Origin of the sequence: Streptomyces natalensis ATCC 27448 (assembly GCF_000935125.1) — a bacterium.
In the GTDB taxonomy this organism is placed as follows: Bacteria; Actinomycetota; Actinomycetes; order Streptomycetales; family Streptomycetaceae; genus Streptomyces; species Streptomyces natalensis.
Genome location: NZ_JRKI01000034.1, coordinates 591,259 through 609,076 on the forward strand (window position 1 = coordinate 591,259; position 17,818 = coordinate 609,076).

The 17,818-nt window shown below is 72.0% G+C and carries 17 protein-coding genes and 2 pseudogenes; 10 read left to right on the forward strand and 9 right to left on the reverse strand.

The window, feature by feature from the left end; all coding sequences use genetic code 11:
* Positions 1-132: 132 nt before the first annotated feature.
* A complete protein-coding gene (locus SNA_RS27255; RefSeq protein ID WP_044367107.1) occupies positions 133-1,257 on the reverse strand; it encodes a glycerate kinase in 1,125 nt (374 codons plus the stop codon).
* A 244-nt stretch (positions 1,258-1,501) separates the two neighbouring features.
* Here SNA_RS27255 and SNA_RS27260 point away from each other — a divergent pair, with 244 nt between their 5' ends.
* From SNA_RS27260 to SNA_RS27275, 4 genes are all read left to right on the forward strand, one after another.
* Positions 1,502-2,020, forward strand: coding sequence for an NUDIX domain-containing protein (locus SNA_RS27260; RefSeq protein ID WP_037791386.1), 519 nt, complete (start codon positions 1,502-1,504; stop codon positions 2,018-2,020).
* A 92-nt stretch (positions 2,021-2,112) separates the two neighbouring features.
* Positions 2,113-2,949 (forward strand): DUF4037 domain-containing protein, encoded by an 837-nt coding sequence (locus tag SNA_RS27265; RefSeq protein ID WP_030067725.1) that lies wholly within the window; start codon positions 2,113-2,115, stop codon positions 2,947-2,949.
* A gap of 343 nt (positions 2,950-3,292) precedes the next feature.
* Positions 3,293-3,742 (forward strand): hypothetical protein, encoded by a 450-nt coding sequence (locus SNA_RS44830; RefSeq protein WP_030067726.1) that lies wholly within the window; start codon positions 3,293-3,295, stop codon positions 3,740-3,742.
* 106 nt (positions 3,743-3,848) lie between these two features.
* On the forward strand, positions 3,849-4,187 hold the full coding sequence (locus SNA_RS27275; RefSeq protein WP_030067727.1) for a hypothetical protein: 339 nt from the start codon (positions 3,849-3,851) through the stop codon (positions 4,185-4,187).
* A gap of 8 nt (positions 4,188-4,195) precedes the next feature.
* Here SNA_RS27275 and SNA_RS27280 read toward each other — a convergent pair whose 3' ends face one another.
* The 6 genes from SNA_RS27280 to SNA_RS27305 form a co-directional block, all read right to left on the reverse strand.
* Positions 4,196-4,831 (reverse strand): NAD(P)-dependent oxidoreductase, encoded by a 636-nt coding sequence (locus SNA_RS27280; protein WP_030067728.1) that lies wholly within the window; start codon positions 4,829-4,831, stop codon positions 4,196-4,198.
* Between the two features lie 360 nt (positions 4,832-5,191).
* Positions 5,192-5,788 carry a methylated-DNA--[protein]-cysteine S-methyltransferase gene (locus SNA_RS27285; RefSeq protein ID WP_044367108.1) on the reverse strand — a complete coding sequence of 199 codons (597 nt, stop codon included), beginning with the start codon at positions 5,786-5,788 and terminating at the stop codon, positions 5,192-5,194.
* Positions 5,789-5,797: 9 nt separating this feature from the next.
* Positions 5,798-7,273: a DNA-3-methyladenine glycosylase 2 gene (locus SNA_RS27290; RefSeq protein WP_030067730.1), complete on the reverse strand. Its 1,476-nt coding sequence runs from the start codon at positions 7,271-7,273 to the stop codon at positions 5,798-5,800.
* 184 nt (positions 7,274-7,457) lie between these two features.
* The gene (locus SNA_RS27295; protein ID WP_030067731.1) at positions 7,458-7,970 is read right to left on the reverse strand and encodes an O-acetyl-ADP-ribose deacetylase; all 513 of its coding nucleotides are present in this window, start codon (positions 7,968-7,970) and stop codon (positions 7,458-7,460) included.
* Positions 7,971-8,162: 192 nt separating this feature from the next.
* Positions 8,163-9,575 carry a phytoene desaturase family protein gene (locus tag SNA_RS27300; RefSeq protein ID WP_044367109.1) on the reverse strand — a complete coding sequence of 471 codons (1,413 nt, stop codon included), beginning with the start codon at positions 9,573-9,575 and terminating at the stop codon, positions 8,163-8,165.
* A gap of 49 nt (positions 9,576-9,624) precedes the next feature.
* Positions 9,625-10,575: an inositol monophosphatase family protein gene (locus SNA_RS27305; RefSeq protein WP_078970227.1), complete on the reverse strand. Its 951-nt coding sequence runs from the start codon at positions 10,573-10,575 to the stop codon at positions 9,625-9,627.
* A 159-nt stretch (positions 10,576-10,734) separates the two neighbouring features.
* Between SNA_RS27305 and SNA_RS27310 the strand changes: the two genes are divergently transcribed.
* The 4 genes and pseudogenes from SNA_RS27310 to SNA_RS44350 all read left to right on the forward strand — a co-directional run.
* Positions 10,735-11,715, forward strand: a complete 981-nt coding sequence (locus SNA_RS27310) for a hypothetical protein (RefSeq protein WP_052808998.1) — start codon at positions 10,735-10,737, stop codon at positions 11,713-11,715.
* Positions 11,716-11,752: 37 nt separating this feature from the next.
* Complete coding sequence (locus SNA_RS27315) at positions 11,753-12,520, forward strand: SIR2 family NAD-dependent protein deacylase (protein ID WP_044367111.1); 768 nt, start codon at positions 11,753-11,755, stop codon at positions 12,518-12,520.
* A 345-nt stretch (positions 12,521-12,865) separates the two neighbouring features.
* Positions 12,866-13,120: pseudogene (locus SNA_RS45340) on the forward strand (DUF1579 family protein); the annotation flags it as partial.
* A gap of 259 nt (positions 13,121-13,379) precedes the next feature.
* Positions 13,380-13,619: pseudogene (locus SNA_RS44350) on the forward strand (IS982 family transposase); the annotation flags it as partial.
* A 22-nt stretch (positions 13,620-13,641) separates the two neighbouring features.
* Here SNA_RS44350 and SNA_RS27325 read toward each other — a convergent pair.
* On the reverse strand, positions 13,642-14,349 hold the full coding sequence (locus tag SNA_RS27325) for a rhomboid-like protein (RefSeq protein WP_338059822.1): 708 nt from the start codon (positions 14,347-14,349) through the stop codon (positions 13,642-13,644).
* Positions 14,350-15,095: 746 nt separating this feature from the next.
* Positions 15,096-15,653, reverse strand: a complete 558-nt coding sequence (locus SNA_RS27330; protein WP_030067740.1) for a DUF3291 domain-containing protein — start codon at positions 15,651-15,653, stop codon at positions 15,096-15,098.
* Between the two features lie 338 nt (positions 15,654-15,991).
* Between SNA_RS27330 and SNA_RS27335 the strand changes: the two genes are divergently transcribed.
* Both SNA_RS27335 and SNA_RS27340 read left to right on the forward strand, forming a co-directional pair.
* Positions 15,992-16,453, forward strand: a complete 462-nt coding sequence (locus SNA_RS27335) for a helix-turn-helix domain-containing protein (protein WP_241779858.1) — start codon at positions 15,992-15,994, stop codon at positions 16,451-16,453.
* 133 nt (positions 16,454-16,586) lie between these two features.
* The gene (locus tag SNA_RS27340) at positions 16,587-17,429 is read left to right on the forward strand and encodes an aminoglycoside 6-adenylyltransferase (RefSeq protein WP_030067742.1); all 843 of its coding nucleotides are present in this window, start codon (positions 16,587-16,589) and stop codon (positions 17,427-17,429) included.
* Positions 17,430-17,818 lie beyond the last annotated feature (389 nt).

Below are 17,818 nucleotides of genomic sequence, written 5' to 3' on the forward strand. Positions count from 1 at the left end.
GACGGATGAGCAGGCCGAGGGCCCCGGGTGGATCACCCGGGGCCCTCGGCGTTGTCGTGGGGCCGTCGCGGCGCTCGGACCGGCGCCGGGTACGGCTGGCCTGCGCCGCGCGGCGCTCGGGCCGGGTGCGGCTCAGACCAGGAAGTCGCGGGCGAGGTTCTCGGCCGCCCGCTCCAGCAGGGGGCCCGCCTCGGCCATACAGCGGGCCGGGTCGGACTCCAGGTCCGTCAGGGCGTACGCGCGGCTGATACCGGCCGCGGCGAGAGCCTCCTGGGGCAGCTGGAGGCGCCCGCAGACGGCGACGACCTCGATGCCCGCCGTACGGGCCGCGGCGGCGACACCGGCCGGCGCCTTGCCGTGCAGGGTCTGCTCGTCCAGCGACCCCTCGCCGGTGATCACGAACGTGGCCTGCGCCAGCGCCGGGGCGAAGCCCAGCACATCGAGCATCACGTCGATGCCCGGCCGGAAGGCCGCGTCCAGGCCGACCAGCGCGCCGTAGCCGATCCCGCCCGCCGCGCCCGCACCGGGTGCCAGGGCGTGCTCGGCGGCCTTGGGGCCGACCGCGGCCTCCAGCACCTGGGCGTAGCGCGCCAGGGCGGCGTCCAGCGTGGCCACGTCGGCCTCACCGGCACCCTTCTGCGGCCCGTAGACCGCGGGCGCGCCCTTGGGCCCCGTGAGCGGATTGTCGACATCGCTGGCGAGCACGATGTCCGTACGGGCCAGCCGCGGGTCCAGGCCCGACAGGTCGGCGGTGGCCAGATCGGCCAGCGGGCCGCCACCGGGGGCGACCGGCTTGCCGTCCGTGTCCAGGAAACGCGCCCCCAGCGCGGCGAGCATGCCCGCGCCGCCGTCGGTCGTCGCGCTGCCGCCGACGCCGAAGACGATCGAGGTCGCCCCCGCGTCGAGCGCCGCGAGCAGCAGCTCACCGGTGCCGTACGTGGTGGCCGTCAGCGGCGCGAAAACGCCCTTGGGGAGGTACTGGAGGCCGGAAGCCTCCGCCATCTCCACCACCGCCGTACCGTCCGCGCGCAGCGCGAAGGTGGCCGTCACCGGCTCGCCGGTGGGGCCCGTGACCCGCGCCTCATGGCGGGCGAAACCGGCCGCCAGCGCCGCGGCGACCGTGCCGTCACCGCCGTCCGCGACCGGGATGGCCGCCACGTCCAGCTCGGGGACCACGCGCCGCAGACCGGCCGTGACGTGCTCGGCGACCTCTACGGCCGTGAGCGAACCCTTGAACTTGTCCGCGGCGATCAGCACCTGTCCGGTGTGTGTCCTTGCTGCGTCCGCCACCGTGTTTCCCCTTGCTTTCGAACTGGCAGTCGCGCCGCTGTGACCATATCCGGCGAGGGGCCCCGCCGCACAGGCCATCTCGCTCCGCAGGACCGGCGCGGCGGCCATACGGGGCGCGGCCTGCGCCGGGTTGTCTTCCGGGCCTGCGCTGGATTGCCTTCCGGGCCTGCGCGGCGGCGCGCTCGGGGCCTAGGCTCGCGCCGTGACGACCATGGATTACGCCACCTACATCGCCGGTCTGCCCCGTGTGCTCGCGGGTGCGGGCGCCATCTTCCGCGACGCCCAGGGCCGCATCCTGCTCGTGGAGCCCAACTACCGCGACACCTGGATCCTGCCCGGCGGCACCGTCGAGTCCGACACCGGCGAATCGCCCCGGCAGGCCGCCCGCCGCGAGACCGCCGAGGAAATCGGCCTGGACGTCGAGCTGGGCGCGCTGCTCGCCGTCGACTGGGTCCGCGGAGAGGGCCGGCCGCCGCTGGTGTCGTACCTCTTCGACGGCGGGGTGCTGGACGAGGAGCAGCTCACCGCGATCCGGGTCCAGGAGGAGGAGCTGCTGTCGTGGCGGCTGGTGCACTGGGAGGAGGCCCGAACCATGGTGAACGACGAGATGCGGCTGCGGATCCGCGCCGCGCTGGACGCGCTGGCCGACGGACGGGGACCGGCCGAGCTGGAGGACGGCGTGCCGCCGGCGGGTACCGGACGGGGCGGGGCGGGCCCGTCGGCCGCATAGAACCCCGGTATGAGAACCGTGGGTTGATCCCAAGAGCGCCAAATCCCCCTAACGTGTTCTGCGTACACGGAAAGACACGGAGGGGTGGCGGTATGACGGAGAGGACGGACCTGGCGACGGTCGAGGACATCGCCGCGCGGATCGGGCAGGTGCCGGGCGTGGTGGGGGTGATGCTCGGTGGCAGCCGGGCGCGGGGGACACACCGGCCGGATTCCGACTGGGATCTCGGTGTGTACTACCGCGGCGAACCGGACCTTCCGGCGCTGAAGGCGCTGGCCGCGGAGGTGACCGGCGGCCCCGTGGAGGTCTACGGACCGGGGGCGTGGGGCGCATGGGTGAACGGCGGGGCCTGGCTGGTGCTGCCCGACGGCAGCCATGTGGACTGGATCCTGCGGGATGTGGACCGGGTCCGGCGGATAGCGGACGACTGCCGCGAGGGCCAGTTCGAGACCGGGATGCAGGCCGGTCATCCGCTGGGCTTCTGGTCGCCCGCCTACCCGGGCGAGGTGGCGCTGGGGCGCGTACTGGCCGATACGGACGGCGAGTTGGCGCGGCTCAAGGAGGAGACGCGGTACTACCCCGAGGCACTGCGGAAGTCGCTGCCCGCCGGTGCGCTGTGGGACGCGGGATTCTCGGTGGCGATGGCGGGCAAGTCGTACACCACCGGGGACGTCCTGCATGCGGCCCTGTGCCTGTCCCGTGCCGTCGGCAACCTGGTCCAGGCCCTGCACGCCCACCACGGCGCCTGGTGCCTCAACGAAAAGGGCGCCCTCGCCGCAGCCGCGGCGCTCCCCGGCACACCCCCGGACTTCGCGGCCCGCGCCACCGCCCTGCTCGGCCGGCTCGGCTGCACGGTGGAGGAACTGCGGCACTCACTGACGGAGGCGGAGCGGCTGGTGGAGGAGGTGCGGACGACGGTCGAGGGCTGAGCGGGAGGGGGCGGGCCGGGCCGTAGGCGACCGGGGGCGGCGGCTGAAACGGGGGGGGCGGGCTGGTCCGTAGGAGGCCGGTAGTCGATGGGCGGACGGGGGACGGTCCGGTCCGTAGGTAGCCGGTAGCTGATGCCGGACGGGAGACGGTCCAGTCCGTAGGCAGCCGGTAGCTGATGCCGGACGGGGCACGCGCCCGATCCGGGCATGCCTCATGGGGACATGGGGACATACGTGCGACCGCATGCCCGGATCGGGCGGAAATATCGCCTCTTTTGCTGTCTGCGGCGTATCTGGAGTGCTTCCTGGGGAATCCCTCGCGGAGAGCCGTGGGGAGAAGCGCATGCGCGACGCCGTCAGCCGTGGCCGCTCGGCGGACGCCGGCGGCGTGCGCGGCGTGCGCGGCCTGCTGCTCGTCGCGTTGCTGGCGCTCCTGCAAGCCGCGCTGCTCGCCGGCATCTGCCAACTGCCGTCGTCCCAGACCGGCCACTGCCATTTCGACGCCCCCGCCGCCGTATCCGGCATGTCCGTGGGGCACTGCGTCTCCGACGGGCCCGAGCTGGCATCGGCCGGAGCCGGCAAGAGGCACCATCCGGGCAGCGGCGCCGGGCGGATCAGCCAGGCGTCGGGCTGCCATCTGCGCCCGCACACCCCCACCGGCCCCGGCGGCAAGGCGATCGGGGCCGCATCCCTTGCCGCCGCAGCCGAGGCGACCGGCGACGGCTCTCCCCACGCCGTCCGGACCTCCGCGCCCGGCGCGCTCTCCGGGCGGACGGCCGTCCTGCGCTGCTGATCCGGCCCGGCCGACGTAAGCGCCCCGCCCTGCCCGTATGCGGGCGATCGGGCGCTCTCGGCCTGCCGCCATCACACCCAGGACGCCCTTACCGCAGGAGACCGGCATGCCCTTCGATGTCTTCGCCGCTCTTGGCGCGCTCGTACGCGCCGAGGCCGCACGCACTGGAATGAAGTCCGTACCCAGGCCCGTGACCAACACCGCGCACGAGCGGACCGACGATGCGCCCGCGCCGCAGAGCCCGGACGCGTCGATGCCCGAGCGGACGAACGCCCCGGCGGCCGCCGCCCCGGGCCCGTCCTCCGTCTCGGGCTCGTCCTCCATCTCGGGCCCGTCCAACGTCTCGGGCCCGTCCGACATCTCGGACCCGCCCGGCACCCACGGGCGCCCGCTCATCGGGACGCTCCGGAAGCCGCTCCGGAAGCTGGCGGCGTTCTTCCACTGACGCGTCGTTCAGCGGCTGACGCCGACCGCGTGCCGGAACGTGGTCGGATCGGTGATGAAGTCGAGCATGGCGCGGGCCACGTCGGAGCGGGTGATGACGCTGCCGACCGGACCGGCCTCGATGGCGTGGCGGTAGCGGCCCTCTCCCGGCTTGTCGAGGAGGCGGGGCGGGCGGACGGCGGTCCAGTCGAGGTCGCTGTCGCGCAGCACGGCTTCCATGCGCTCCAGGTCGGTGTAGAGCTCCTTGAGGGCCGCCCACAGCAGCGGCCCGAACACCCGGTGGGCGAGCATCGGCTGGCCGACGCCGGTGCGGTTGAGCGGGCCCGCGCTGACCACGAGCAGCCGCCGCACGCTGGTGGCGGTCAGCGCCTCGACGGCGGCGCGGGCCGAGGTGGAGGCGGGCCGGAGGGGATCGTGCCGACCGGCCTGGCCGATACCGGAGAGCACCGCGTCGGCGCCGTCGACGACGGACTTGACCGAGGCGGCGTCGAGCGGGTCGGTCCGCACGACCGTCAGCCGGTCGTGCCGCACGGTCAGTTTCTGCGGGCTGCGCAGCGCGGCGGTCACCTCGTGCCCGTCGGCCAAGGCGTGGGTGACGAGATGCCGGCCGACGCCGCCGGAGGCGCCGAGAACGGTGAGCTTCATGGACTCTCCCAAAAGTGAGTGAACACTTACCCACCAGTGTGGGTGAGTGTTCACTCACATGTCAACGTAGGCTTGGTCCATGTCGCACGACGCCGCCGAAGCCCCCTGGCCGGAGGCGCTCTGCGCGCTCCCGCATCCTCGACGCCGCCGCCGCGCTGATGAGCACCGCGGGCCTGACGCGGACGACGACCAAGGTGATCGCCCGGGAGGCGGGCTGCTCGGAGGCCACCCTCTACAAGCACTTCCTGACACAACAAACACTTCCTGACGCAGATGACGCTGGCCGCCGTCCACTTCTACCGTCGCGCCTTCCCGATGGCGGCCTCCCTCTTCGCCAGCCCTGGGCTGCTGGACACCCCGTCAGCCACACTCCCCCACCGGGAACAGCGCCATATCGTCCACCGGGTACGGCGCAGTGCCCTCCACCGGGAACGGACCCCCCACCGTCCGCTCGAACTCCAGCAGTCGGCGCTTGCGGTCCAGTCCGCCGCCGTAGCCGGTGAGGCTGCCGTCGGAGCCGACGACGCGGTGACAGGGAACGATGATCCCGACGGGATTGCGGCCGTTGGCCAGCCCAACCGCCCGGGCCGCCGACGGGGCGCCCAGACGCTGGGCGAGCGCGCCGTAGGTGACCGTCTCGCCGTACGGGATGGTGCACAGGGATGCCCAGACGCGGCGCTGGAAGGGAGTGCCGCGCAGCTCCAGGGGGACGTCGAAGGCGGTCAACTCGCCGCGGAAATAGGCCCGTAGCTGGGCGATGGCGGCGGCGAACGGCGGGTCCTCGGGGGCCGCCGGGGCGCCGAAGCTCTCCTGGGGCGGGCGGTGCCGCTGGTCCGTCATATAGAGGCCGGTGAGGGCGTCGCCGAGGGCGACGAGGGTGAGCGGTCCCACCGGGGTGTCGGTCAGGACGGTGTGGGTGAGCGGGGCGCAGGGGCGGGTGGTCGGCTGCACGGTCATGATGCGGGCTCAGTTCATCGGGAGGCGGTTGATGGGGTGGTCGTCGGTCGCCCAGAGGTACTGGACGGCGTAGGCGCGCCAGGGGCGCCAGACCGCGGAGTGGCGGATGAGGGCGGCGGGCGTGGCGGGCAGACCCAGCCCGGCGGCGGCGCGGCGCAGGCCGAGGTCGGTGGGCGTAAAGGCGTCGGGGTCGCCCAGGGCACGCATGGCGACGACTTCGACGGTCCATGGCCCGATACCGGGCAGCGCCGCCAACCGGGCGCGGGCTTCCTCCCGGTCGCTGCCGACGCCGAGGTGCAGCACACCGGAGGCGAGGGCGTCGACCACGCCGGTGAGAGTGGCGCGGCGGGTACGGGGCATCGCCAGGGATTCCGGGTCCAGTGCGGCGAGCGCGGCGGCGGAGGGGAAGAGGTGGGTGAGTCCGCCACCGGGGTCGTCGATCCGCTCGCCGTGCGCGAGGACCAGCCGTCCGGCGTGCGTACGGGCGGCCGCGGTGGAGACCTGCTGGCCCAGGACGGCGCGGACCGCGAACTCGTCGGCGTCGACGGTGCGCGGCACCCGGCGGCCGGGCGCCTTGTCGATCAGCGGGGCCAGCTGGGCGTCCTGGCGGAGCAGATCGTCGACGGCCTCCGGGTCCGCGTCGAGGTCCAGCATCCGCCGGCAGCGGGCGATGGCGCCGGCCAGATCGCGCAGGTCGGTGAGTGCGAGCCGGCAGTCGATGTGTTCGGGGCGGGGGGTGAGGGCGACGATCCCGTGTCCGTAGGGGAGGCGCAGGGTGCGGCGGTAGGCGCCGTCGCGCCATTCCTCGACGCCGGGGACGGCGGTGGCGGCGAGATGTCCGAAGAGGTTGTCGGGGTTCAGCGGGCGGCGGAAGGGCAGCCGGAGCGAGAGCGTGCCCGGCGACGCGGCGGCCACGCTGCCGGGGCGGGCGCGGCGGCGCAGTTCCGTCGGGGAGAGCCCGAAGATCTCCCGTACCGTCTCGTTGAAGGTGCGGATACTGGCGAACCCGGCGGCGAACGCGGCGTCGGCCATCGGCACCGCGGTGGTCTCCACCAGCAGCCGGGCCGTCTGGGCGCGCTGCGCACGGGCCAGCGCCAGCGGGCCGGCGCCGAGTTCCGCGCGCACCTGGCGCTCGATCTGGCGGGTGCTGTAGCCGAGGCGCGCGGCCAGACCGGGGACGCCCTCCCGGTCGACGACCCCGTCGGCGATCAGCCGCATCGCCCGCGCCACCAGATCGGCCCGCTCGTCCCACTGCGGCGAGCCCGGACTGGCATCCGGCCGGCACCGCTTACAGGCCCGGAACCCGGCCTGCTGGGCGGCGGCCGCGCTCGGGTAGAACCGCATGTTCTCGGGCTTGGGCGGCACGACGGGGCAGCTGGGACGGCAGTAGATCCCGGTCGTGAGCACGGCGGTGTAGAACCAGCCGTCGAAGCGGGCGTCCTTGGACTGCACGGCGCGCAGACAGCGCTCGGTGTCGGTGTGCATGCCCCCAAGGATTCCGCAGCGACCGGACCTCTGGCTGGCGGAAATCCGACATCAGCGTCGCGCTACCAGGGAAGGGGCGGGCGGCCGGTGGTCTGTTCCGGCTGGACTGAGACTGTCCGGACTGACTGACGGGCTACGAGGACCGGGCCTTTCGGCCCTGGGCCGGTCTCTGCGGATCGCCAGATCAGCCCAGCTGCGCGGCGAAAGCCCCGTACGCCCGCTCGTCGAAGAGGACGAACCGTACCTCCTCCACGGCCGTCTCCGTCTCCCGTACGGCCGCCACGGCGATCCGGGCGGCGTCCTCCAGTGGCCAGCGGTAGACGCCGGTGGAGATGGCGGGGAAGGCGACCGTGCGGGCGCCGAGTTCGTCGGCCACGCGGAGGGCTTCGCGGTGGCAGGAGGCGAGCAGGTCGCTGCGGTCCTCGGTGGCGGAGTAGACCGGGCCGACCGTATGGATCACCCAACGGGCGGGCAGACGGCCGGCCGTGGTGGCGACCGCTGCGCCGGTGGGCAGGCCGCGGCCGTAGTGGGAGGCGCGCAGGGCGCGGCATTCGGCGAGGATCTCCGGGCCGCCGCGGCGGTGGATGGCGCCGTCCACTCCCCCACCGCCCAGGAGCGAGGAGTTGGCGGCGTTGACGAGGGCGTCGACGGTCTGCTCGGTGAGGTCGCCCCGGACGAGGGTGAGGGAGGTGCTCATGGTGTGTGAGCGTAGGCAGGAGTGCGTGGGGCGACCAGCGGATTGCGGCGTCAGCGGCTGGGGTCGCCCGGGCGCCGGCTGGGGTCGCCCGCGGGCGTCGGCTGACGACGCCCGGCAGTCAAACGGCGCCGGACGCCCAGCCGCACGCTAACAACGCCCCGCAGTCAAACGGCGCCGGGGGCGCACCGCACCCTAACGACGCCCCGCAGTCAAACGGCGCCACGCTGCCTTCGCGGCATAGTGGCCCGACATGCCGTGGACACCGGGCCCGGGCGGGGTGGACTGGGAGCACAGGAAGACCGCCGGGTGCGCGGTCTCGTACGGGACGCGGGCGAGCTTGGGGCGGATGAGCAGGCGCAGTCCGGCCGCGGAGCCGCAGGCGACGTCGCCGCCGACGTAGTTGGCGTTGCGCGCGGCGATCTGCGGCGGTCCGGCGACCGCGCGGGCCAGGACGAGGTCGCGGAAGCCGGGCGCGAAGCGTTCGATCTGCCGCTCGATCACCTCGGTGGCGTCGCCCTCCCAGCCATTGGGGACATGGCCGTACGCCCAGAAGGTGTGCTTGCCCTCGGGCGCACGGGTGGTGTCGATCAGGCTGGGCTGGGCGGTGATCAGGAAGGGGACCGACGGGTCCTGGCCCGTGGCGGCGGCATCCAGGGCGGCGCCGATCTCGCCGCTGGTGGGGCCGACGTGGACGGTGCCGGCCCGGCGGGCCTCCTCGGCCGTCCACGGCACCGGCTCCGCCATCGCGTAATCGATCTTGAAGCAGCTGGGGCCGTACTTCACGTCCCGATAGGCGTTGCCCAGGCGCGCGATCCGGGCGAGCGCGGTCGGTGAGGTGTCGAAGATGTACGCGCGGGCCGGCGGCAGGTCGTCGAGCCGCTTGACCTCGAAGTCGGTGTGCACCGCGCCGCCGTGGGCGCGCAGCAGTCCGGCCAGGGCGTCCGCGATGGCCTGGGAGCCGCCGCGCGGCACCGGCCAGCCGACCGCGTGCGCGGCGAGCGCGAACATCACGGCGATACCGGTGGTCCCGAAGGAGCCGAGCGGCGCGATGGCGTGCGCCGCGAGACCGGCCATCAGGGCGCGGGCCTTCTCGTCCTGGAAGCGGCGGTTGAACAGGCTGATGGGCTGCGCGGCCGCCAGGCCGAAGCGGGCGTAGGTCACCGGGTCCTTGGGCAGGCCCAGCCACTGCGTCCGCAGGAAGTCATGGGCCAGGGTGTCCCACTTGCCGGTGAACGGCGCGACCAGCCTGCGGTAGGTGCCGGCGTCGCGCGGCCCGAAGGACATCGCGGTCTGGCCGACGGAGCGGGCCAGTACACCGGCCGTGCCGTCGGGGAAGGGATGCGCCATCGGGATGTCGGGATGCAGCCACTTCAGGCCGTAGCGCTCCAGGGGCATCGTCGAGAAGGCGGGCGAGCCGACGGCGAGCGGATGCACCGCCGAACAGGGGTCGTGGCGGAAGCCGGGGAGGGTCAGCTCCTCCGTACGTGCTCCGCCGCCGATGGTGCCGTGGGCCTCGAAGACCTCGACGGACATCCCGCGGCGGGCCAGTTCGACCGCCGCCGTCAGGCCGTTGGGTCCTGCCCCGATCACGACGGCATCGAGCATCCTCGGCACCTGCGCCACTCCCCTCAAGTCCGACCCTCGTCGGTGAGGATCAGTTGGCGGCTGCCAGCAATCCGAGGATACGCCGCGCCGTTTCGGCGTCCCGGGCCGCCGTGAACGGCAGCGCATTGCCGCCGGCTATCCGGAACGGCTGTCCCGCGACCGTACCGCTGGCGCCGCCCGCTTCGTGGACCAGCAGCAGCCCGGCGGCGTGGTCCCAGGCGTTTTCCCAGCTGAAGGCCGTGGCGTCGAGGTCGCCGGTGGCGATGTGCAGATACTCCAGGCCCGCCGAGCCGCAGGGGCGCGGGGCGATGCCGCCGGTGTCCAGGGCGGCGAGCACCCGCTTCTGCTCGTCGGTGGTGAAGTCGAAGTGGGAGGTGGCGACGTCCAGGACGGCGCCGGCATCGGGGGATCCGGCCCGCAGCGGTACGCCGTTGAGCTGGGCGCCGTCGCCCAGGCGGGCGGTGGCCATCAGGCCGAGCGCGGGGGCGTACGTCCAGGAGGCGAGCACCTCGCCGTGGTGGGCGAGCGCGACGAGGGTGGCGAAGCCGGGGTCGCCGTGGACGAACTGGCGGGTGCCGTCGACCGGGTCGACGATCCAGACGGGTGCGTCGCCGTGCAGGGCGTCGAGGACGCCCGGGTCGGCGTGGACCGCTTCCTCGCCGACCACCCGGGAGCCGGGCAGCAGGTCCGTCAGCGCGGCGGTGAGGTGCTCCTCGGCGCGCCGGTCGGCGACCGTGACGAGGTCGTGCGGGCCGTTCTTCTCGACGATGTCCTCGGCGGCGAGCTGCCGGAAACGCGGCATGATCTCGTCGGCCGCGGCCTGGCGGACGGCGGCCTCGACGGCAGCCAGCAGCGCGGCGGACAGATCGGGCGCGCCGCCGTCCGGGGAGGCGGCGGAGGGGCTGGTCGGCGGGGTCGTCAGGGTCGCGGAGGCCGTCGCGACGGCGTCGGTGAGGTTCGTGGTGACTCCCGGGTCTTCGGTACGAAGTGTGTCGAACATGCATCCATGGAAACACGGGCCACTGACACTGCGGCTGGACCACAGGTGAACGCCGGGTGCCGCGGCGACCACGGGACGGGGCTGGGGCCAGGGCAGGGGCCGGAGCCATACCTCCGGGGCCGGGGGCCGGGGTCGGCGCCTGTTTATAGGCTCTCCCCCATGGCCATGCAGCGCACCACGCTCCCCCGAGGCGCCCAAGGAGTCCCCTGGGACGGGCTCGCCCTGAACGTCGAGGGTCCGGCGCGTCCGCCGCTGCGCTGGGAGGTCGCCGACGGAGGGCGGCTCGTACTGCTCCAAGACGGTGAGCAGGGGGATCGGGTCGTGCTGCTGGCGCGGCAGCGGGTCACGCGTCGCGGGGTGTACTACGTCCGCACCGGGCGGTACGCATCCCCGCTGCCACCGCTGCGCGCCGACCTCGCCCGTAAGCACCGGGAGGCGTGCCCGGACGATGACGACGCCTGGTTCGCGCGGTGGGCGAACCACTTCGCGGACGGGCTGCGGGACAGCACCAACGGGCCGCTGCATCAAGGCGATTGGCAACTGACGCGCGGTATGCCGTCCGGGTGGGACCTGGCCGAGAACTGGGAGCGGCTGCCGCACCACGATCCGGCCGTCGGCCACATCACGTGGTTCGGCTACGGCGATCCCGACGAGGACCGCCGCGACCTCCTGCCGCTGCGTCCGCTGTCCGCGCCGGACGCGCCGCGGGTGAAGTCCTACCGCCGCCAGTACCGCGAAGGCGTACTGCCGCCCGTCCTGGTCTGGTGGGTCGGCGGCCTCAACTCGCTGGTGCTGGTGGACGGGCACGACCGGCTCGCCGCAGCGCTCTCCGAGGGCGGCCGTCCGGCCGTTCTCGCCCTCGCCCGCGAGTCGTCGGAGCGGTGGGTGACGTGGATGGCTCAGCCGATCATCCGCCACTACGAGGCACGCCTCGCAGCACTGGAACGCGCCTACGCGGACGGCGATGCGCCGGCGACGATGCTCGCCGGTGCGGCGAGCCGCCAACTGGGCAATCAGCTGCACGCTCTCGAGGCCGCCCCGGACCTCACCCGCTCCTGGCCCCTGCCCGGCGGCTCGGACGCCTGGGACGCGCTCGCCCATCACCACGCCCCCGGCTGGCACCCCGACACCGGAAACTGACAGGACGGCAGACACCCCGTCTGCGTACGCTCGCGCCATGACCGGCACCGACCACACCTCGACCCCCGTCCCGGCACCCCGCCGCCCCCTCGTCGCGATCCTGAGCGGTGCCGGGATCTCCACCGACTCCGGGATTCCGGATTACCGCGGTCCGAACGGGCTGTGGCGGCGCAACCCGGAGGCCGAGAAGCTGGTCACCTACGACGCGTATATGGCCGATCCGGAGATCCGGCGGCGGTCGTGGCGGATGCGGCTGGAGAGCCCGGCGTTCCGGGCCCGGCCGAATGCCGCGCACGAGGCGGTGGCGCGACTGGAGCGGTCCGGGACGCCGGTGCGGGTGATCACCCAGAACGTCGACGGGCTGCACCAGCTCGCCGGAATGCCCGCACGCAAGGTCCTGGAACTGCACGGCACGGTGCGCGCCGTCACCTGCACCCGCTGTCATGCCCGGTCGGCCATGGAGGAGGCGCTGGAGCGGGTGGTGGCGGGCGAACCGGAACCCGCGTGTCTCGTCTGCGGCGGGATCCTGAAGTCCGCGACGGTGATGTTCGGGGAGCGATTGGATCCGCAGGTGCTCGGTACGGCGCTGGGCGTGGCCAAGGCCGCCGAGATCTTTCTCGCGGTGGGCACCACGCTCCAGGTCCAGCCCGCCGCCTCGCTCGCCGGGGTGGCGGCCGACCACGGCGCCCGGCTGATCATCGTCAACGCCGAGCCGACGCCGTACGACGACCGCGCCGACCAGGTGGTCCGCGAGCCGATCGGCAGCGCGCTGCCTCGGTTGCTGGACGGCCTGGCCGCCTCCTGATCGAAGACGAAGCGCAGCTCACGCGCGAACTCTTGTGACCGATTCGGCCGCGGCTCGCCCCTGGCCGGAGACAGGGTGCCGGCTCACGGGTCATTCGACGATCACGACCAGGGAGAAGCGGATGGTCAGGAACAGGTACGTCAGGAACAGATATCTACCGGCAGCGGCACTCGCGGTGGTCATTGGCCTGGCCAGCACCCTCGGGGCCTCGGCCGCGACGGGTCATACCGCGCCCGCCGCCTCCGCGAGTTCGGCCCCGCCGGGCGACAATCTGACGCCAGGACCGCACCACCGGCTCCTCGACCCCCTGGTCGGCACTGGAAAGCCACCAAGGTCAACTACCTCCTGGGCAAGGACGGCAAACCGGTCGTCTCCCACGACATCACCGTACGTGTCCAGTGGATCAAGAAGACCGGAGGGCGTTTCCTGAAGGAGCAGACCCAGGGGACGCTGGCCGGCCACCCGTACTACCGCCTGGGCATCATGGGCTACTCCAACATCGACCGCCGCTACGAATGGACCACGTTCGACAGCGTCACGCCCACCGCGATGACCTACCGCGGCGCACCCGACAGCGGCAGCGCCTCCGAGATCTCCATCCCCGGCGAATTCACCGACCCGGGCATCCTCGGCCCTGAGTACCTTGGCAAGACCATCCCGATTGCGCACCGTCTTCAGGATCGACTCCCCCGACCGGCACACCGCCGACCTCTACTTCACCCCGCCCGGCCAGCAGGAACGCCTGGTCGACCATGTCACCTACACCCGGAAGACCGACTGAACGCAGCACCCGAACCAGCATGCCGACCGCCTGGGCGGGGCTGTGCCCTGAGCTGTGAGCGCAGCCTTTCACCGCCACCGCCACCGCCACCGCCCGGGCGAACACCTGCTCAAACCGACCCGGCAGCTCATCGAGCCCGTCAACGACACACTCAAAGGCCAACTCGACCTCGAACGCCACGGAGCCAGGACCCCCGCCGGTGTCCTGGCCCGCATCGGACAACGGACAACGCATCCTCGCCCTCATCGCCGCGATCTGGCACAACCGGGCCAACACCACACCACTGACCAGACCACTCTCATCGCTGACGACCACTGACCAGGACTTCGGACTTAGTCGTCTAGGGCGTTTCTGACGGCTCTTGCTGGGGTGGGGGGATCAGTTCTTGGTCTGGCAGACGTACTTGGATGGCGTGACCTTGGCGGGTTGTCGCTGAGCTCGGATCCTTCTGCACGAAACAGTGCCGCGCGGCGAAACGCAGCCAGGAGGTGCGGGCGCCGAGTATGCCCAGGCCCAAGGCTACGAGGTGGCCTGCGTCGGCGAGTTCCTGGTTGATGATCCACGCGACCGTGAGCAGACCGGCAAGGGCGGGCACTCCGTAGTGGCGGACTCGCCGTCCGCTGAGCGCCAACAGGCAGGAGGCGGTGGCCACGAGCCCGTAACTGATCCCGACATCACGGGCCCTGGACAGGGCGCCCGGCAGGTGGGCGAGCTTCATCAGCCACATGGCACCCTCGGTGAGGAGCGTCGCCACGACGTGGCCGAAGAGGAAGATCCCGAACCCGCGCAGGGTCCCCCACCGCCACTCCGCCATCCCGAGTACGGCAGCTACGGCACCTATCCCGAGCAGAATGGGGACTCCGTCCACCATCAGCCCGCTGGTGAAGAGCGTCCACCACTTGCCGACTTCAAGGTGGTGCACATTACTGCTGTTGTGCCGGATGAAGCGGGCCTGCTCTCGCACGGACTGCGAGGCCATCCACCCGGCAGTGGCCAGCAGCAAACCCACATACACGGTCGTAGCGGGCAAGCGTCGCAGCCATGTCATTACGGCAGGATAGAGAACCCCAACGTCGGGCCGTGGTAAGCGCCCAGGCTGCGCCATATGAGAGCCAGGGCTGTTTCTGATGGTTCTTGGACGGTTGCGCGTAGCCAGATGACGATCGTTGCAACGGCCAGGGTGCCGTTGAAGATGTAGTCGCGCTTGTCGTATCTGCCGGCCACTACACGGTACTGCTGCCACTTGCTGACGCATCGTTCGACGGCACTGCGGTGGGGGTACTGGGTCCTGTCGAAGGCCGGAGGACGTCCGCCGGACCGGCCCTTTCGCTTGCGCTTGGCGCGCTGGTCATCGGGCTGGGCGATGGTCGCCTTGATGCCCGCCGTCGCAGATAAGCACGGTTGTCGTAGCTGGAGTACGCCTTGTCACCGCGGACGCGATCCGGTCGGCTGCGGGGTCGGCCCGGCCCGTGCCGCTGGATCCGCAGGCCCTCCAACACGGGGACGAACATGGGGCTGTCGCCCCACGGGCCCGGAGAGGTCTGCCAGGTCAGCGGGCGGGCCCGGTGGAGAAGTCCACGGAAACGGGATACGACCGGACGTCCCCGTCCTCTGTCGCCTGCCCGACCGGGTGCCCACCTGCACGCCCGTACTGTAGCGATCCTGATCGCAGCTCTTCATCAGCAGCGAGGGCGAGCAGCGGCCCCGGTGTCCCGGGGCTGCCGCTCATGCCCGATCGAACCTGCTTGAAGGGTAGGGCGTTTGACGGCGAACCCAGTCGATCAGGCTTCCTTGTCAGCGAACCTGGTCGCTCTTCGGCCCGATGCCTTTGACCCTGGTCGGAGTTCCGTCCGGGGTGAATGAGTGGTGGAAGGTGAAGGCGTGCGGCGCGGAGCCGTGGTCGTGGAGGTGTTCCAGCCTGGAAACCCCGTCCTGCCAGGTGGGTATCACGTCGTCGGGGGCCCACCAGAACACGTAATTCGGGTGTTCTGCCCTCTCGAACCAGTCGTAACGCCTGTTCAGCGCCTCACGGTGCAGACCGGTGTAGATGGCGTCGAAGGCGGGGCGCAGGTCGGTCCAGAGTGAGAGGGTCGCGGCCAGGGCGGTGGTTTCCGCCGTACGGCCCTTGCCGTACCAGGTCGGTACGGTGAACTCTCCCCATGCACCCCAGTCCAAGTCGAAGTGTGAGCCCCGGTTGCCGTCTGCCGCTTCAGCATGCGCAAGGTATCCGGGGTGCTGACTGATCTTCTGGTAGACGGCCTCACCAATGTCGTAGAACTCGCGCGTGAGAGGTGCGGGATCGGCGAGAGGTGACTTCAGGACGCCGAATGTGTACAGAGCAAGATGGGGCATGCGTCTCTCCCTGGTTGGGGGTGCCTGGTGTGGACCCGGTTCGGTGGCCTACGCATCGGGGCGAGGGTTCGTGGGGCGTGACCGACTCATCCCGTCGCGGGTGGCTCAGCCTGAAGGAACTCCTGTGAACTCCTGTGCGACCGGGGGCGATCGCCGAAGACCAGGTGAAGGTAGCTGCCTTTGCGGGCCATGTCGAAGTTGCGTTTTCCCTGTCCAAGTGGCCTCGTGCACCGGTCATTGCGGGGGCTGGGGCGGTGACGGGCGGGCCAGGTTGCGGGTACCAGTGAGCCACTTCGGCCGATCGGTTCGCCCGCCATGCCCGTCCGCACCCCTGTCCGATGGCCCCGAGTGCCGCCGAACGCGTGCGGTTGAAGAAGATGGCCTACGGCCACAAGACCGAGCACCGGCTGCGGATGCGTGCACAGGTGGTGCTGCACGCCGCGCAGGGACACCGCTCCCACGCATGCATCGCCCGGGAGACGGGGCTGCATGTGGACACCCTGCACCGCTGGCGTGGCCGGTTCGCCCAGGCGGGCCTGCCCGGGCTCAAGGACCGTCAACGCCGCCCGCGTCTCGCCTCGTTCACACCGCTGCAAGCCGCCGAGGTCAAGGCGCTGGCCTGCCGGCTGCCTGCCTGCCTGCCTGCCTGCCTGCCTGCCTGCCTGCCTGCCGAGAGTGAAGTACCGCTCTCACGCTGGTCGTGCCCGCAACTGGCCCGCGAGGCCGCCCGCCGGGGCATCGCCCCGTTCATGTCGGCGTCGACCGTGCGTCGCTGCTGCTCTGTCGCACCGGCAGCGTGAACAACCCACGAAGGATTTACGGCGCCGACCACTAGACACCAGGGCACCCAAGCACCACCCAAGCGCCACCCAAGCACGAGGCCCCGGGCACACTTTGAGCCCACCGCTTTCGAGAAAACCGTACGAGGAAACCATGCACGACGCCTTCATCGCCCGCCTGCTCGACTGGGCTTCCGCCCGTCCCGATATTGCGGCAGTCCTGCGCACCGGCTCGCGCGCTCGCCGCGACGGCACGGTCGATGCCCTGTCCGACCACGACATCGAGCTCTACACCACCGACCCCGGGCGCTACGAGAACGGCGACGACTGGCTCGGCGAACTCGGCACCGTCGCCGTGGCCGTGGACCTGGAGGGCCCCTGGGACAACCCGGCGTGCCTGGTGTTTTTCGACGGGGGACTCAAAGCCGACTTCCAGGTGATGGCCGCGGAACGGCTGGCCACGCTTGCCGACAACGGCCTCGACGAACTGCACGAGCGCGGATACGAGGTGCTGTTCGACCGCGACGGTGCCGCGGCCCGTCTGCCCGCGCCCACCGGAGCCGCCCCGAAGGCCGAACTCCCCGACGCCGGCGACTTCCACGACGTGTGCGCGGAGTTCTGGCACGAGATCGCGCATCTGCCGCGCTACGCCGCCCGCGGCGAGCTCTGGGTCGTCAAGGCCCGCGACTGGACCACCAAGGAACTGCTCCAGACGATGATCGAGTGGCACGCCCAGAGCCGTCACGGCGCCGGGCACGACGTCTGGCACCTCGGCACCCGGATGCGCGTATGGGCCGCTCCCGGCGTATGGGAGCGCCTGGACGAGATCTTCGGCGGCTTCGACCCACACGACGCACTGCGGGCCGCCCGGGCCACCGCCGACCTGTTCGCGGAACTCGCCCACGAAGTGGCCGACACCTACGGTTTCACGTACCCGGAAGGAGCCGAACGCGCGATCCGGCCCACGCTCGACAGCCCTCCTTCGCTGGACGGTTGAGGCACGGGGCGGTTGAGGCACTGAATGGGTGAGCCACTGGACGGTTGAGGCGCGCGCTCCGTGCGTCGCGCCCCTGGGCTGCGCGTCAGCCTTCACCCAAGACGGCTGCCACCACGTCGTCACCGGCCCCCACACCCATATGCCCCGGGGCAGGCCGAGGGTGTCCGCGTCGATCGTGCGGCCGTGGCAGGAGGGGGCGGCCGAGCGTCGCGGTTGGCCCGCCGGGTATTGACCCTGCGTGTCGGCGAGCCTTTCCTCTGCCGGACGCACCTCCGGCGAACTCCCGGCCGCGAGGCCGTAGTTGCTCGATTGATGCGATGGCCGGAGTTCGGCGGCGGGCCGGTGGTCACCAGCCGAGCCAGCACCCTCCGCCATGTCCACCAGCCCCC